The sequence below is a fragment of the uncultured Erythrobacter sp. genome, from assembly GCF_947502395.1.
Classification (GTDB): Bacteria; Pseudomonadota; Alphaproteobacteria; order Sphingomonadales; family Sphingomonadaceae; genus Erythrobacter.
Window position 1 is genome coordinate 607,100 of sequence record NZ_CANMZM010000001.1, and the last position, 13,080, is coordinate 620,179.

Genomic DNA, 13,080 nt, shown 5'->3' on the forward strand with positions numbered 1-13,080 from the left:
TTCTCGGCATTGGATTTCAGCATTCTTTGGAGATTTGACCATGCATTGGTCGTCTGCGCGAAACGCAGGCCCAAGCGAAAGCCGGGGCTTAATGCCTGATCTGAGCGCCAATATCGATCTGGACAAATGCCTTGGGAGCAGATTGCTTTGCTCCGGTGTAAGCAGCCACAGCTGAATTGGTGAGCGCTCCGAGCGGCCTGCCAGCAGCTTCAATCTGATAAGGTGAAACACGGTGTCGAGTGCACAGACCACTATCGCCGTCACTGACAAGATGTGTTTCGAATTCAACACCCTGGCTGAAACCGTCGGATCGACGGACCGTTGCGACGGCCAATTGCCCATCGCCTAAATCAAGCACCACTTCAGTGCCAACAGGAACTTCGAGCAGGCCTTCGATACGGGCACCGGTTTTCGAGATGTTGCGGAGGACCACATTGTAGCGGCTGTCGCCGTGGATCAGACCAATCTTGCGGAATTCCGTTCGCCTTTCAGCGCGATACTTTTCTGGGCCACGCGGCTTGAACTCGAGCTGCTTCTTGTCAAACCGTGCAAGTAGATCCTGAAATGAGATTGGGCTCGAAAACAAATAGCCTTGCAGATGGGTCGCACCATGGGTGGTGACCAATCCGAGCTCATCGTGTGTCTCGACACCCTCGGCAACCGTCTCCATTTTTAGGGCTTTAGCCATACTGATAATGGCTGAAACAAGCGCGCTATTGTTGTTGTCTTTGGCCGAACAGCCACGCACAAAGCTCTGATCGATTTTGAGTTTGTCGAACGGCGCATCCCGGAGATAGCTGAGCGAAGAATAGCCGGTTCCAAAGTCGTCGAGCGAAAGACGGACCCCGCGACGCTTCAGCTTCTTGAAGAGCTTTATTGTACACTCGAGATCACCGACGAATACGCTCTCCGTAATCTCAAGCTCCACTCGTGCAGGATCAACCTCAGTCTTTGTCAGAATGCGGTCGACGACCGAGTAAAAGTCGTCGGAGGCAAATTGAATTGGCGAAACGTTGATTGCTGCGCGAATTTCCGGTGGGCAGCTTTTGAGCTGAGTGCACACCTCTTCAAGCACCCATTGGCCAATCTCGTTGATAATGCCCAATTCCTCAGCCACGGGAACAAATTCGGCCGGGGACACGCGCCCTCGTTCAGGGTGCTGCCAACGAAGCAATGCTTCAAGCGAGGCGACCTTGTGGGTTTTGGCATCAACTATGGGCTGATATTGGATGAGGAATTCATCCCGTGCCAGCGCATCTCGCAGATCGTCCTCAATGCGCTGGCGAAAATTGGCGTTGTGGGCCAACTCACTAGAGTAGAATCTGTAGGTCCCCCGCCCGGCATCTTTTGCGGCATATAATGCAAGGTCGGCCGCCTTCACCAATTCATCTGCGTCGATCCCGTCATATGGCGCAACCGCGACACCAATCGAACACCCGATGATAGCGCGAGATCCATCAATTGAGTACGGCTGAGAGATCATTTGTACGAGGCGTTTTCCGAGATCACCTAGCTCACCGCGGTCATCAATGTCGGGGAGCAGGATCTGGAACTCATCCCCGCCAAGACGACCAATCTCACCGCGGTCACCAACCAGTTTCTTGATCCTGCTTGCAACTTGCTTGAGCAGTTCGTCTCCGGCCGGGTGGCCAAGTGTATCGTTCACTTTCTTGAAGTGATCGAGGTCGAAAAGCATGATCGCGCAGGAGCGCTTCAATTGTTTGAATGATGTTAGCGTCTGTTCAAGCTGGCGCGTGACTCGCAATCGATTGGCAAGCCCGGTTAGAGAATCGTACTGCGCTGCGCGTTCAGAATCGCGCGAATGTGCACGACTGCGCGTGATGTCACGAGCGGTGCCGTAATAGCCCTCAAACTTGCCTTCTGAATCGAAACGCGGAGTGGCAGAGATCTCCCACCAAGTCTCCAACTCTGCAGTCTTAAGGACTTTGACATTGAGCCGGGAGATGGGGCTACGCGATGTTAGTCGAAACTTGAGTGATCGAGAGGTTGAATCGAATTCGTCAGATTCGCCGGTTGCGAAGACTTCTGTAAGATCACAGCCGATTAGGTCGTCGCCCTCGAGACCAACTGATGAAACCGCCGATCCGGTAAGATAGGTCAGTCGGCGATTGGCATCGCATTCCCAAAACCATCCAAGATCCGCAGCCTCAAGACCAGCAAGCAAGTCGGCACTGCGCCTTGAGTCAAATGGCATAGCACTGCCTTGCTCTGGCGCAGATGCGAGCGCTTGCCCTCCGGAGAATTTCGACAGAAGCCGACTCATTTACTTACCTGATCCTTGTTCGGTCGACACCGACATAGCTAAAATGGATGAAAGAAGACTAAATTGGCCTCATCAAATCGGTTCAATTCTCGGGAGTTTGGTCAGGAAAAGAATTGGCACCGCTTTTCAGGTCTATCTTGCAATGCCGATGCGCTCGGGTCATCAAGAGCAGATATGCATGGTCGGAAATTCCGGCCTATCATGAGGGGATATTTGAATGCCTGAGCCAAAGGTAACGCTCGAAAACGAAGCTGCTCAATCCACCAATGCGCTGGGGCCACTGGTCGGCCTCGCGCGAGAGGATTTTGTCGGTGCCGTCGCGGTGCTCTTGCGGGAAACTGCATCGGATCCGAAGCGCCTGATGAAACATGCACAGACCATGGGCGAAGACATGGTCAAAATCGTAACCGGCAAGAGCGATCTCGCACCTCATCCAAAGGATAAAAGGTTCCAGGATCCGGCATGGCAGTTCAACCCATTCTTCCGGGCCGGCGCGCAGTACTACCTCGCAATCCAAAAGGGCATGAACAATTGGCTTGAGGATCTTGAGCTGGATGAGCTCGAGCGTAACCGCGCCAACTTCATCTCCAACATCATCATCGATAGCCTCGCGCCGACCAACACTCTGGTCGGCAATCCGATTGCACAAAAGCAGGTTATCAATTCTGGCGGACTCAGCCTGATCAAGGGTTTGCAAAACGCCTATAACGACATCGTCCACAACAAGGGCATGGTAAGCCAGGTCGACAAGCGGCCCTTCAAGCTTGGTGAGAACATCGCGACTTCAAAAGGCAATGTGATCCATCGAACCGAGATGTACGAACTGGTCCATTATGCACCCACAACCGACAAGGTGTATGAGGTTCCACAGCTCACAATTCCGCCGCAAATCAACAAGATGTATATCAACGACCTCTCGCCTGAGAAGTCGATCATCAAGTGGCAGGTCGACAACGGGATGCAGACCTTTGTGATCTCTTGGCGCAACCCGTCCAAGGATCAGGGCCATTGGGACATGGCCGATTACATCTCCTCTTGCGAAGAGGCATTGGCGGTGGTTTCCGAGATCTCCGGATCTAAGAAAGTCAACGTCTCGGCTGGGTGCTCGGGAGGCCAAACAGCGTCTGTGCTGGCATCCAAACTGGCCGCAACAAATAATCCGGTGCTGGGAACGCTGACTTTGATGGTTTGCGTTCTTCACCCGAAACCCACTGATATCGAAGCCGGCTCCCTTGTCAGCGAAAACGGCATCGAAATCGCCAAGAAGCGGGCATCGAAGGCAGGTATCATCAAGGCGGACGATCTGGCGCGCGGTTTTGCGTGGCTAAGGCCCAATGATCTCATCTGGAACTATGTGATCAACAATTACCTGCTTGGCATGGATCCGCCCGCATTCGATGTCCTTTACTGGAACTCGGATGCGACCAACCTCTCGGCAAGCCTTATGGGTGATTTCCTGACACTCTATGAGACGCTTGCATTCTCAACCCCGGGTGAGACCGAGATGGCCGGCCACAAGGTCGATCTTAGCAATGTGACCGCCGACCTTTTCATTTTGGGCGGTGTCACCGATCACATCACTCCTTGGAAAGCGACCTACCGTTCGACCCAGCTGTTTGGCTCAAAAGACGTGACCTATGTCCTTTCTCAGTCAGGCCATATGCAGGCGATCCTCAACCCGCCGACCAATCCAAAAGCCAAATACTTCGTCCAGAAGAAGAGGGGCAGATTGCCTGATACCGCGGATGAGTGGCTGCAAGGCACCGAAGAGGTTAAAGGCAGCTGGTGGCCGTACTGGATTGAGTGGATCCAGAAGCGCTCAGGCAAGAAAGTCGCAGCACCTGAAACGGTGGGAAGCGAAGCCTATCCACCGATGGAAAGTGCGCCGGGACTCTACGTCGTCGAAGAAGTTTGATAGACCCGTCCAGTAACGCGCGCCGGATTTTGTGCGAACAGGCTTATGGGAGACACAGCCCGCAAGGGATCTGCGAGCCGTGTCTCCCACCCTAGTTTGCCAATCTTCGGGGTGTGAAAGGACGGAATTATCGTGAGTAAAATGATGAATGACGCAGTGGTCACCATGGAAGATGTGGCTGGGCGGACGCTACGGGTTGCGACGTGGAGGCTGGACCAGCCAAGCGAGCACCTCCCGGTTCTGTTCTTCAACGGCATCGGTGCCAATATCGAAGCGGTTGCTCCTCTGGCAGACAGCTTGAGCGAACGCCCGTTCATTATGTTTGATATGCCCGGTGTAGGCGAATCGCCTGATCCTGTGCTTCCCTACAATCCCTTCACCATCAGCTGGACCGCGGCGCAGCTGCTGGACAAGCTTGGTGTCGATGAAGTCGATGTCATGGGGATCAGCTGGGGCGGCGGCATTGCGCAGCATTTCGCCATGCAGCACGCCGGTCGTAGCCGCCGGGTTATTCTAATCGCGACGAGCGCTGGTATGCTTATGATGCCAGGAAGCCCAAAAGCGCTTACCAAAATGGCCAATCCGCGCCGCTATGTTGATGCGGATTACATGATCAAGAATTTCGAAACTCTTTACGGTGATGGGCTCGGAAAGAGCAAGGGCAAGGGCGGGCATATGTCCCGCCTGAAACCACCGTCTCCCCGTGGTTATATGTACCAACTATTGTGCATGCTCGGATGGACCAGCGCGCCGGCCCTGCCCTTCCTGCTCAAGCAGGAGACGCTGATCCTCATGGGCGATGACGATGCGATTGTGCCTCTTGCCAATGGCAAATTCCTTAACATGCTCATCCCCAATAGTGAGCTTGTGGTGATGGAAGGCGGCGGACATTTATTCCTCCTAAGCCACGAAGAGGAATGCGTTTCGTCGATTAGAGACTTCCTCGATTGTCCGCCAACCGAAGAGGAAGAAAGCCAAGCAGCTTAAGTATTTGGCAACCACTCTTCCAAGATGGTATTGACTTGCTCTGGCGCATCCTGCTGTACCCAGTGGGAGACACCGGGCAATTGCTTGAGCGTAAGATCGCTCACCCATTCCTCTGTGCCGTGAGTGCAATGGATATCGATCGCAATGTCTTCTTCGCCCCATACCATCAGTGTTGGAATGTCGATTGTGAAGTCACCGGGATCGACGGTGTCGTCATGCCGGAGAAGCGCGCGATAATAATTGATCATCGCACGACGTGCACCGGGGCACTTGCTCGCCTCACTGTAGATGGCCCGGACATCCGGCCCAAACCGTTTCTTGTTGCAAGAGGTGTTCGCGATCAACTCGCCAACCACATCGCCGCCTTTACGGGCGAGGAATAGCTCGGGTAGCCAGGGAAGCTGAAAAAAGAAGATGTACCAGCTCTTTTTCAGCTGACGCCATTTGCGCAGTTCCCTGCGTGCGGGCATCGGATGCGGCACATTCATGATGATCAGCCGTTGGAGTGGTCGCTTCTTCGTGATCGCAAAGAGCCAAGCGATAATAGCTCCCCAGTCATGCGCAATCAAAGTGACTTGCTTGGCCCCGCTTGCGTCGATCAAATCGGCTACATCCTGGGTCAAATGGTCGAGTGCATAATCGCGCACCTCGCTCGGACGATCTGTCGCACCATACCCACGCAGGTTGGGAGCCCAAACCCGGTACCCTTTCTCCGCCAGTAAAGGCATTTGGTGCCGCCACGAATAATGCAATTCGGGAAAACCGTGGAGCATGAGCGCCAAGTGATCGCCTTCCCCGGCTTCCGCGACCTCGAAAGTCAGGCCCTTGGTCTCGACAAAGCGGATCGCAGTGCCGCTTCCCTCGGGCGGGTTCCAGCTGGGCGTTCGCTCCATCAGTTTCCGCCGCGATTGATTCCGCAGGTGCCTGACTTCGGCAGCCTCTCAGCCGCCGCAAGAGCAGCAGCCGCGGCGCGCGGACGGTCGGTGGCGATGATATCCACCCCGCCCTCACCCAGCTCAGCATAGCGTTCATCAGTGCCAAACCGCGCGAAGATTCCATCCAGAGACCGGTCCGGACGACCCAGCGTGCCGAAAATCACTTCGACATCTTGAGCATCCAATGCCTCGTAAAGATCAGGTCGAACTGTGCGCGTCCCAGTGAATGCCACAATGCTCTCAGCCGGGATGCCAGCTGCAACAATCTCATCGAGTCCCTCTGGCGCATTCACCGAATAGGATATCAGCATTTCGGGCGCGAGTTCATGCAGTCGCAGCGCTTGAGCCTGCGTGTAAGCGATCAAAATCACGCCTGAAGCCATCTCGGCTTCGCGGATCTCCGAAATGACGGTGGCAAAATCGGCGGTACGTTTAAAGTCGACCTGGAGCACAGTCTTGCCCTTTGCCCATGCAAGTGTGTCGGCGAACGTCGGTACTTTGTAAGGTGTGAGCCATCCCGCTTCGTCTACTAAGCGTAGCTGAGACACTTCCTCCCAAGGCACATCGCTCACCGTGCCTTCCCCTGTTGTGGTGCGATTCAATGTACGGTCGTGCATCAAATAATGGACCCCATCGGGGCTGGCCGCGACATCGATCTCCATCATCGCAGGGGCTGCATGGAGCACGGCGTCCATGGTCGGGATAGCGTTCTCAGGCAGGCCCGGTGACGGACCACCACGGTGTGCAGAAATGATGGTAAGACCTTCCGCTTCGAGACAATCCAGAGTGGTCGACAGATCGCCATCTGTGGGCATTTCCCAAGGCCCACCCCCGAACTGTGCAATAGCAGGGGCAGCAACCAAGACCGCCGCAGCGCTCGCGGCCATCATTAACGCCTTCGATTTCATGGAATCACTCTCCTTCTTTGAGCCAGACTAGCGGCCTCATCCATCTGGACAAGCCGGTTGCATTGTGAGACTTTCTCTATCGAGAGAGACAGGAGAGAAATCATGCCCGCATTCGACCTTATCATCAGGGGCGGAACCATTGTCGATGGCACCGGAGCGGAGCGCTTCACCGGTGATATCGCCGTCAAAGACGGGTTGATCGCGCAGGTCGGTGAAGTGCGCGGCGATGCAGCGCGCGAAATCGATGCGAGCGGCAAGATCGTGGCCCCCGGCTTTGTCGATATTCACACCCATTACGATGGCCAAGCGACTTGGGACCAAGAAATGGCCCCATCCAGCTGGCACGGCGTGACTACAGTCGTCATGGGCAATTGCGGCGTAGGATTTGCGCCCGCCAAACCTGACCGCCATGAATGGCTAATTAGCCTGATGGAAGGGGTTGAGGACATCCCCGGCACCGCGTTGGCAGAAGGCATCACCTGGGATTGGGAGACCTTCCCCGAATATCTCGACGCTCTCGAAAAGCTCCCGCGCACGGTCGATGTCGGCACGCATGTGCCCCACGGCGCGGTGCGCGCCTATGTACTGGGTGACCGTGAGCAGCCCGGCGCTGTGCCGACGGACGAGGACATCAAGGCGATGTCCGATATTGTCGAAGAAGGCGTGCGCGCCGGGGCTTTAGGCTTCTCGACCTCGCGCACTGTCTTGCACAAATCGGTCGATGGGGAGCTTGTCCCCGGCACCACCGCAACCGCTGAAGAGCTAGTAGCCATCGGCCATGCGATGGGACGCGGGCAAAAGGCGGGCGGACATGCTGTCTTCGAAATGGCAAGCGACCTGAAACGTGATTGGAACGAGTTTGAGTGGATGGGTAAATTGAGCCGCGAGGCAGGTGTTCCCGTCACATTCGCTGCGCTGCAATCCATCGCCAAGGAGCTCCCTCTCGACGAGCAAATCGACAAAATGCGCGCCGAGAACGACAACGGTGCCAATATCGTTGCGCAAATCGCGCTTCGCGGAAATGGGATCATCATGGCGTGGCAAGGTACGGTCCATCCCTTCGTCTATCGCCCCAGTTGGATGGCTATCGCAGACCTTCCGTGGGAGCAGCAAAGGGCTAAGCTCCTTGATCCAGCATTTAAAGCGCAGCTCCTCTCGGAGACCAGCGACTACTCGGATGCCCCGCAAGACATTATGGAAGTGGTCGCTGTCATCACTATGGGCTGGGCCTTACAGTACGAGATGGATGACGATTTCGACTACGAACCGGAAGCATCAGCCAGCATTAACGCACGCGGCCAAGCTGCGGGTGTCGATCCGCAGGAATACGCCTATGATCTTCTGTGCCGCGATGACGCCTCTGGCTTCATCTACCTGCCGATCCTCAACTATGCGGACGGAAATTTGGATTTCCTCCATCCGCTGCAGCATTCTGATGACACGGTAAACTCGCTCTCAGACGGCGGCGCACACTGCGGGACAATCTGCGATGCCGCCTCGCCCACCTTCATGCTTGATCATTGGGTGAAGAACCGCACGCGCGGCGACCGGATCACCTTAGAGAATGCGATCAAACGCCAGTGCCGCGACACCGCTGTTCTTTATGGACTTGAAGATCGCGGGGTGATTGCGCCCGGGTATATGGCCGACCTCAATGTGATCGATCTTGATCGGCTCACCTTGGGCAAGCCCTGGCTCGCCTTTGACCTCCCAGCAGGTGGCAAGCGCTTGCTGCAGAAGGCTCAAGGCTATGATTACACCATCAAAAACGGTGCGGTGACTTTCGAAGACGGCAAATGGACCGGCGAAGCGCCCGGAGGCCTTATCCGAGGCCCACAGCGCGCCGAACTCGCCGAAGCGGCTGAGTGACCGCTTACACACCAAAGCCCGGCGACTGGGCCGTTATCACCGGCGCAGGGCGCGGGATTGGTCGTTGGCTGGCGCAACACTTTGCGGCCAAGGGAATGCGCATCTGTGCGCTTGATATCGATGCCTATGAAGCCGAAGAAACCGCGCGGTTGTGCGGTAACGATGCGCGCGCGCATGGCTGCGACGTGTCTGATCGCAGAGAAACCGAGCGTGTCGCTGAGAAGTTGATCGCTCAGGGAATCGAACCATCGCTCCTCTGGATCAATGCGGGGGTCGGATCTGCCGACACGCTCAGCGGGGCAAAAGCGAAGTCAATCGACTGGCTTATGGGCGTAAATGTCATGGGCCCGATGCACACTGCGCGGGCATGGCTCCCCGTGCTCAAGGCAAGAAAAGGAGCGCGACATGTCGGCATTACAGCAAGCTCTGCCTCTGTGACACCAGTACGCGGCCCCTTCACACTCTACGCCACAACCAAACAGATGACCGCGGCCATAGGCGAAGCGCTGATGGCAGAGCTTGCCGAAGACGACATTGGAGTCACAATCCTGTGTCCGGGCATTCTCAACACGCAAATCTGGAACGCTGCGCAAGCTCGTCCGGAGCGCTTTGGCGGTGCTCGCAACGCGCCCGATGAACTTGGCGATCACTGGCGTGCGCAGCCTGGCCCCGAGGTGCTCGAGCGCGGAGTGGATGAAACTCTCGCCAATGGCGGCGGTTGGTGCATCATTCCAACCGAAACCGACACTGCCGACAAGATGGCTGCACGCCATGAAGCGCAGCAAGATGGATTTTTCGATTACGCGACCAAAGGCAGCGACTAAGCGCGCCTAAGGTTCGACTACAATCCCTTTAGCGGGATCTATCGTGCCGTTGAGCATATCAAGAAAGGTTGAACGCGCAGCATCAAGACCTTTGCGCGTTTCAATCGAGACCGTCCCATCGACCGCATTCAGAAACGCGTGCCAGGTTTTGGCAATCATCATACCGCCGTCCACGGGACCGTGTTCCTTGAAGAAAGCAACAAAATGATCGGGCGCGAAGAGCAGAGTTGGCTTGGGCCCTGGAAGGTCGCCTGCCCCTCCCCCCATGGAGCTGCGCGCCTCAATGTGAGTCGCGCCGACGAGACACGAATATTTGAGATTGTCGGTGAAATGGCGATGGAGCCTGCCCAGCACCTCGGCATTGCCTGCAAAATCGACACTGACGGTCGGGCGGATCGGCAGTGTGCCAATCGTCTCATAGGTGTGGACTTCATCATAAAGCCCTGTGCTGTCGGCGAAATCCACATTGCCTGAAGATGTCAAACCAATGCGCTTCACACCCGGCGAGTTTTGCCTGGCAACGCTAGCGAGGCCCATCGCAGTCTTAGACGAGGCACTCGTTAGGACAACCTGTTCGGCTCCGAACCAGCCCTCTGAGCGCATGAAATAGTCGATGATAAAGCCGGTTTTGAACAGCGGGCCGTAGATCATCCGCTCATTCTCACGCGCAGGGTCATGCTCGGGATCAGCGGCAAGGCGCGAGTAGTTATTGTAGACCGGGCTCATCGGTTGGCGATAATCGGTCATGTCGGAGAAGCTCGCCGCAGTGACATTGCCCGGCACGACATCGAACTGCGTTCCCATCGGCAAGTAGCCATAAACGCGCTCTCCGACTTCGAAAGCTTCATTATTGCTCTCGGTTACCACGGCGTGACCCCACATTGGGACGATGCCGAGATCTTCTTCATCGGTCTTGGGCGGGAAGAAGTTCCAATAACCAAATCCATCACCCACCACCGCGTAGGTGATATTGTTGGCTGTGACTGAAAAACTCTCAACTTTCAGGCGGATAGAACCCTCAGCAAGCTCCCCTGCATCAACCTCGGCGAGGACAGCATGGGTGAGTTCATTCTTGCGCACATGGACTTGGGCTAGGGACATGGGTTGTGGATCCTCCTCGTTTGCAAGGAGACTAGCCCATCAGTTTTCAATTTCCCAGCGTGTTGCGGTGATTGATGATCGATTTCCAAGAGCATCAAGCCATGCCTTGAGATGGTCGCATTGAGCAATCCCGACCTCCCCTTGCGGTGTCAGTTCAAGCGAGCGAACGATTGGATAGAGAAAGACATCCGCCAAAGTGAAGCCACCCTCACCGTCAGCACGTGTCCAAGCACCATCACTCTGCAATTCCGCCTCAAGAAAACCTAGGGCTCGGCTAATCTGCGGAAGCGCGTGGTTGATCTTTTCAGGGTCAATCGGGAAGCCAGCCACTCGGTGCATGATCCACGGCATCACCAGACCCCCTTCAAACAAAGGGAAGAGGTAATTGTTGGCAATCGCAATCCACTTGTCCAACACTGCGCGTTTTGCAGGGTCAGAAGGTTGGAGAGCGCCGCCATTGTGTGCGTTGTCGAGATATTGCGCGATCGCCACGCTTTCGATCAACTCAAGTGCGTCCACCTCAACCACCGGCACCTTTCCGAACGGATGGCGGTTTTGTGGTGAGTTGGCCGCCGTCGCTGTCGTTTGGTGGCTTAGACCTGCTTCCTCACAGGTAATCTGAACGATCCGAGTGTAGGTTGAGATAACGGTCCCGAAAATGCGAACCTGCGCCTTGTCTGACATGGCGCGAGCCTAGGGGCTGTCCTCGGCTCCGTCGCCCCGCCGTTGCTCAGTCTGAACCTCGGCAATGACGCGGCTTGCATTTTCCATACGTGAGGCAAAACCCCTGGTCCGCAACCCGCAGGTTTGCTCGAGCTGCGCTGGGTCCTGATCGAGGAACTCGGAATACCGCTCTGCCAGAGCGACATTGATCGGCGTTCCCCGTTGCGCCTCATAGCGCCCGATAAAATAGGTCATGGAGCTAAGATAGGCAGCCACAACATCCGGGGTTAGAAGACCCTCGTTCTCGCCCATGAGCGAGCCGACATAGAGCGCGCAATCAAGATCATCCTCGGGTGAGAAACCCTGGCCACTTTGTTGGGTGTTCTCTTGCGCGGAAGCAGCAAACCCGCTCAGCAGCAACGCACCGGCAATGATCCCCCCAAATGCTCGCATCACACGCGCATCGGCATCAGCACATAAAGTGCCGGGCTTTTATCATCTTCGCGGATCAAGGTTGGAGCGCCCGCATCGGCGAGGTGCAATTCGACTTCGTCTGAATCGAACTGGCCAAGAATGTCCTTCAAATAGTTGGCGTTAAAGCCAATCTCGAAGCCATCACTGCTGTAGCTTGCCGCAAGCTCTTCGGCAGCATTGCCGTTGTCAGGTGAAGTCACAGAAAGTGTCACTCTGTCATTGTCGAGCCCCATCTTCACCGCCCGCGTCTTCTCTGTGGCGATGGTCGCCACACGGTCAACGCCTTGGAAGAAGAGCTTGGGATCGACTTTCAACAGCTTGTCATTCCCGGTTGGGATAACGCGACTGTAGTCAGGGAATGTCCCGTCGATCAGCTTGCTGGTGAGCACAACACCGCCCTCACCCGAGAGCGTGAAGCGGATCTTTGAAGCTGAAAGATCAACCATTACAGCACCATCAAGCGCTTCTTCGAGAAGCTTTCTTAGCTCTGCAACCGCTTTGCGCGGTACGATAACGTCGGGCATTCCGTCAGCGCCATCAGGCTGCGCAATCGTGAAGCGAGCCAGGCGGTGTCCATCGGTGGCGGCGGCCTTGAGAACCGGCCCATCGTCATCGCTCGCATGCAGGAAAATGCCGTTGAGGTAGTAACGCGTTTCCTCAGTAGAGATCGCGAAACGCGTCGCGTCGATCATCTGAGCGAGCGTGCGCGCAGGGATTTCAAAAGAGGTTGGAAGGTCGCCTTCAACGATCACAGGAAAGTCATCGCGCGGCAGGGTCGGCAGCTTGAACCGGCTGCGACCTGCCTTGACCACCATTTGGTTGTCGGCAGCGTCAAGGCTTACCTGAGAACCTTCTGGCAACTTGCGAGCAATGTCGAACAAAAGGTGCGCCGACACGGTAATCGCGCCGGGTGTGTCAACCGACGCCGCACTCATTGTCTCAACCACTTGCAGATCAAGGTCAGTCGCCATGACTTTGACACTGCCCCCGTCAGAGGCTTCGATCAGAACATTGGAAAGGATCGGAATGGTGTTGCGGCGCTCAACCACCGATTGAACATGGGAGAGACAACGCAGGAGCGTCGCGCGTTCGATCGTAGCCTTCATCAGCGTAACCTATC

Annotated in this window: 11 protein-coding genes; 4 read left to right on the plus strand and 7 right to left on the minus strand. The window is 56.0% G+C overall.

Going from position 1 to position 13,080, the window contains the following annotated elements; all coding sequences use genetic code 11:
• Positions 1-88 precede the first annotated feature (88 nt).
• On the minus strand, positions 89-2,284 hold the full coding sequence (locus Q0778_RS02840; RefSeq protein WP_298333862.1) for an EAL domain-containing protein: 2,196 nt from the start codon (positions 2,282-2,284) through the stop codon (positions 89-91).
• Between the two features lie 217 nt (positions 2,285-2,501).
• Here Q0778_RS02840 and Q0778_RS02845 point away from each other — a divergent pair, with 217 nt between their 5' ends.
• Together Q0778_RS02845 and Q0778_RS02850 are read left to right on the plus strand one after the other, a co-directional pair.
• Positions 2,502-4,199 carry an alpha/beta fold hydrolase gene (locus tag Q0778_RS02845; protein WP_298333864.1) on the plus strand — a complete coding sequence of 566 codons (1,698 nt, stop codon included), beginning with the start codon at positions 2,502-2,504 and terminating at the stop codon, positions 4,197-4,199.
• Between the two features lie 141 nt (positions 4,200-4,340).
• Positions 4,341-5,186 carry an alpha/beta hydrolase gene (locus Q0778_RS02850; protein WP_298305535.1) on the plus strand — a complete coding sequence of 282 codons (846 nt, stop codon included), beginning with the start codon at positions 4,341-4,343 and terminating at the stop codon, positions 5,184-5,186.
• Here Q0778_RS02850 and Q0778_RS02855 read toward each other — a convergent pair.
• Positions 5,183-6,079, minus strand: a complete 897-nt coding sequence (locus Q0778_RS02855; RefSeq protein ID WP_298333866.1) for an alpha/beta hydrolase — start codon at positions 6,077-6,079, stop codon at positions 5,183-5,185. The two genes, Q0778_RS02850 and Q0778_RS02855, sit on opposite strands and share 4 nt — an antisense overlap.
• Entirely contained in the window at positions 6,079-7,029 is a 951-nt protein-coding gene (locus Q0778_RS02860; RefSeq protein WP_298333868.1) for a glycerophosphodiester phosphodiesterase family protein, read from the minus strand. Before Q0778_RS02860 ends, Q0778_RS02855 begins: the two co-directional genes overlap by 1 nt.
• A 102-nt stretch (positions 7,030-7,131) precedes the next feature.
• Between Q0778_RS02860 and Q0778_RS02865 the strand changes: the two genes are divergently transcribed.
• Together Q0778_RS02865 and Q0778_RS02870 are read left to right on the plus strand one after the other, a co-directional pair.
• On the plus strand, positions 7,132-8,898 hold the full coding sequence (locus tag Q0778_RS02865) for a D-aminoacylase (RefSeq protein WP_298333870.1): 1,767 nt from the start codon (positions 7,132-7,134) through the stop codon (positions 8,896-8,898).
• Entirely contained in the window at positions 8,895-9,722 is an 828-nt protein-coding gene (locus tag Q0778_RS02870; protein WP_298333872.1) for an SDR family NAD(P)-dependent oxidoreductase, read from the plus strand. The genes Q0778_RS02865 and Q0778_RS02870 overlap by 4 nt, the downstream gene beginning before the upstream one ends.
• 6 nt (positions 9,723-9,728) lie before the next feature.
• On the opposite strand, the gene Q0778_RS02875 is transcribed toward Q0778_RS02870, so the two are convergent.
• The 4 genes from Q0778_RS02875 to dnaN are packed head-to-tail and all read right to left on the minus strand — an operon-like array spanning position 9,729 to position 13,066.
• On the minus strand, positions 9,729-10,823 hold the full coding sequence (locus Q0778_RS02875; protein ID WP_298333874.1) for a DUF2855 family protein: 1,095 nt from the start codon (positions 10,821-10,823) through the stop codon (positions 9,729-9,731).
• Between the two features lie 39 nt (positions 10,824-10,862).
• Complete coding sequence (locus Q0778_RS02880; RefSeq protein ID WP_298333876.1) at positions 10,863-11,507, minus strand: glutathione S-transferase family protein; 645 nt, start codon at positions 11,505-11,507, stop codon at positions 10,863-10,865.
• A 9-nt stretch (positions 11,508-11,516) separates the two neighbouring features.
• Positions 11,517-11,939: a hypothetical protein gene (locus Q0778_RS02885; RefSeq protein WP_298304603.1), complete on the minus strand. Its 423-nt coding sequence runs from the start codon at positions 11,937-11,939 to the stop codon at positions 11,517-11,519.
• Positions 11,939-13,066 carry a DNA polymerase III subunit beta gene (gene dnaN, locus Q0778_RS02890; RefSeq protein WP_298304600.1) on the minus strand — a complete coding sequence of 376 codons (1,128 nt, stop codon included), beginning with the start codon at positions 13,064-13,066 and terminating at the stop codon, positions 11,939-11,941. Before dnaN ends, Q0778_RS02885 begins: the two co-directional genes overlap by 1 nt.
• Positions 13,067-13,080 lie beyond the last annotated feature (14 nt).

Excerpts from the sequence above, each read along its gene's own strand:
- Q0778_RS02840 (WP_298333862.1), bottom strand. The coding sequence starts at position 2,284 with ATGAGTCGGCTTCTGTCGAAATTCTCCGGAGGGCAAGCGCTCGCATCT.
- Q0778_RS02845 (WP_298333864.1), top strand. The coding sequence starts at position 2,502 with ATGCCTGAGCCAAAGGTAACGCTCGAAAACGAAGCTGCTCAATCCACC.
- Q0778_RS02850 (WP_298305535.1), top strand. The coding sequence starts at position 4,341 with ATGATGAATGACGCAGTGGTCACCATGGAAGATGTGGCTGGGCGGACG.
- Q0778_RS02855 (WP_298333866.1), bottom strand. The coding sequence starts at position 6,079 with ATGGAGCGAACGCCCAGCTGGAACCCGCCCGAGGGAAGCGGCACTGCG.
- Q0778_RS02860 (WP_298333868.1), bottom strand. The coding sequence starts at position 7,029 with ATGAAATCGAAGGCGTTAATGATGGCCGCGAGCGCTGCGGCGGTCTTG.
- Q0778_RS02865 (WP_298333870.1), top strand. The coding sequence starts at position 7,132 with ATGCCCGCATTCGACCTTATCATCAGGGGCGGAACCATTGTCGATGGC.
- Q0778_RS02875 (WP_298333874.1), bottom strand. The coding sequence starts at position 10,823 with ATGTCCCTAGCCCAAGTCCATGTGCGCAAGAATGAACTCACCCATGCT.
- Q0778_RS02880 (WP_298333876.1), bottom strand. The coding sequence starts at position 11,507 with ATGTCAGACAAGGCGCAGGTTCGCATTTTCGGGACCGTTATCTCAACC.
- Q0778_RS02885 (WP_298304603.1), bottom strand. The coding sequence starts at position 11,939 with ATGCGAGCATTTGGGGGGATCATTGCCGGTGCGTTGCTGCTGAGCGGG.
- dnaN (WP_298304600.1), bottom strand. The coding sequence starts at position 13,066 with ATGAAGGCTACGATCGAACGCGCGACGCTCCTGCGTTGTCTCTCCCAT.